Origin of the sequence: Iningainema tapete BLCC-T55 (assembly GCF_014698965.1) — a bacterium.
GTDB lineage: Bacteria > Cyanobacteriota > Cyanobacteriia > Cyanobacteriales > Nostocaceae > Iningainema > Iningainema tapete.
The window spans coordinates 52,975-55,404 of the sequence record NZ_JACXAE010000119.1 but is presented as its reverse complement, the minus strand read 5'-3'; the positions used below and the strand labels follow the sequence as shown (position 1 = coordinate 55,404).

At 43.8% G+C, this 2,430-nt stretch carries 1 protein-coding gene; it reads left to right on the top strand.

Going from position 1 to position 2,430, the window contains the following annotated elements; all coding sequences use genetic code 11:
• Positions 1–154 precede the first annotated feature (154 nt).
• Positions 155–2,430, top strand: a 2,276-nt coding sequence (locus tag ICL16_RS40050; RefSeq protein WP_475580435.1) for an nSTAND1 domain-containing NTPase, incomplete at its 3' end; no start/stop codon positions are given.

The window sequence follows — 2,430 nt, the reverse complement described above, 5'->3', positions numbered from 1 at the left end:
CTTCAACAATTTCCGGAATCGGTTATTAGCTTGCTTTGGTGATTAGAACAGCTTATCACCATATATACGGGAGAACCTTTATTTACAGCAAAAAGAATATCTCAAAGCCTATAAAACGAAGCTACGGCAGCGTTCCATAGAGCAACAATTCGGTTTGCGTGCATTTATTGGTGCAGGAAGATTACAGGCACATGTAGAAACGCGAAATTTCGCGTCTTTAAATTTCGCGTCTCTACAGGAAAATGTAGCACCAGAAATTACCGCATCTGGTCGTCAATTGGATGTAAAACGTTTGATTGAACGCATTGGACGTCCTGATTATAAACTAATAGTAATTCATGGGCAATCAGGTGTGGGAAAAAGTTCGCTGGTAAATGCGGGAATTGTACCAGCTTTAAAACAGAAAGCGATCGGCTTTCAAGATAATTTGGTTGTGACAATGCGGGTTTACACCAACTGGATGGAAGAGTTGGGTAAGTTTTTGGCACAAGCCCTTTCCCCCACACCCTACACCCTAAACCCTAAACCCCACACCCCACACCCCATTTTGGAACAGTTGCGGCAATGTGAATCGCGTAATTTGCGTCCAGTGTTGATTTTTGATCAATTTGAAGAATTCTTCTTTATTAATAGCGAACCAGCACAAAGGCAGCAATTTTTTGAATTTTTAGGCGAATGTCTGAAGATTTTGCCTGTAAAGATAGTTTTGTCGTTGCGGGAAGATTACCTGCATTATCTGCTCAAGTGTAATCGCCTAAATAGTATGGAGATTATTAATAATGATATTCTCAGCAAGAATGTACTTTACGAGTTAGGTAACTTTTTCCCTGCTGATGCTAAAGCGATTATTCAACAATTAACTGAGCGTTCTAGTTTTCACCTAGAACCTGCTTTAATTGATGAACTAGTCAAAGATTTGGCAGGTGATTTAGGCGAAGTGCGTCCAATTGAGTTGCAGGTTGTGGGGGCGCAACTACAAACAGAAGACATTACCACTTTGGTGAAATATCGAGAGTGTGGCACAAAGGAAGAATTAGTAAAGCGCTACCTTCAAGAAGTGGTTGATGACTGCGGCGAAGAAAATCAGCAAGCAGCAGAACTAGTGCTGTATTTGCTTACAGATCAAAAGGGAACTCGTCCCCTGAAGACTCGCGCTGAATTGGCAAGAGATTTAAAGGAATTAACCCCAGATTTGACAGTAGAAGCGAGCAAATTAGATTTGGTATTGCAGATTTTTGTCAAATCTGGCTTAGTACTGCTATTACCGGAAAATCCGGCTGAACGCTATCAACTAGTGCATGATTATTTGGCAGCATTTATCCGTCAGCAGCAAGAGCCAAAGTTAACCCAGGTGATGGCGGAACTGGAAAGAGAAAGAAAGCAAAGAAAGCTCAGTGAAGAAAAATACAATCGCTTTTTCAAACGCGCCCTACAGGGTTCAGTTGCAGCTGGATTGGTGTTAGCAATGCTGGCTGTAACAGCTTGGAATTCGGCACAACAGGCAAAAGAGCAAAGGAAAAAAGCCGACATCAGTGAAATTAAATCCCTCACTAATTCTTCAGAAGCGCTTTTTGCCTCTGGGCAAACTTTTGATGCTCTAACAGAAGCCTTAAGGGCAGCGACAAAACTTAAACAGGCAAACTGGGCAAAACCTAATACCCAGACGCAGGTTGTGACAGCATTATGGCAGGCATTTTACAGAGTAACAGAGCGTAATCGTTTGGAAGGGCATAGTAGTTCGGTCACAAGCATCAGTATCAGTCCGGATGGTAAGACCATCGCCTCTAGTAGTAGGGACGGTACTGTCAAACTCTGGAGCAGTGATGGGAAACTACTGCAAACTCTCAAAGGGCATACAAAAGCTGTCACAAGCGTCAGCATCAGTCTGGATGGTAAGACCATCGCCTCTAGTAGTAGGGACGGTACTGTCAAACTCTGGAGCAGACAAGGGAAACCAGTGAGAACCCTCAAAAGAGATAGTTTGGTTATCACAAGCGGCAACAACAGTCCGGATGGCAAGACCATCGCTTATAGTAGTAGGGACGGCACTGTCAAACTCTGGAGCCGTGACGGGAAACTACTGCAAGCCTTCAAAGGGTATAGCAGTTTTGTTAGAAGTGTCAGGATCAGTCCGGATGGCAAGACTATTGCCTTTGGTAGTGATGACGGTACTGTCAAACTCTGGAGCCGTGACGGGAAACTACTGCAAATCTTCAAAGGGCATACTAAAGCTGTCACAATCGTCAGCTTTAGTTCGGATGGCAAGACCATCACTTCTGGTAGTGATGACGGTACTGTCAAACTTTGGCGCAGTGACGGGAATCTACTGCAAACGCTTAAGAGGGAGAATTTGGTTGTCACCAACGTTAGCATCAGTCCGGATGGTAAGACTATCGCCTCTAGTAGTGATGACGGTACTGTCAAACTCTG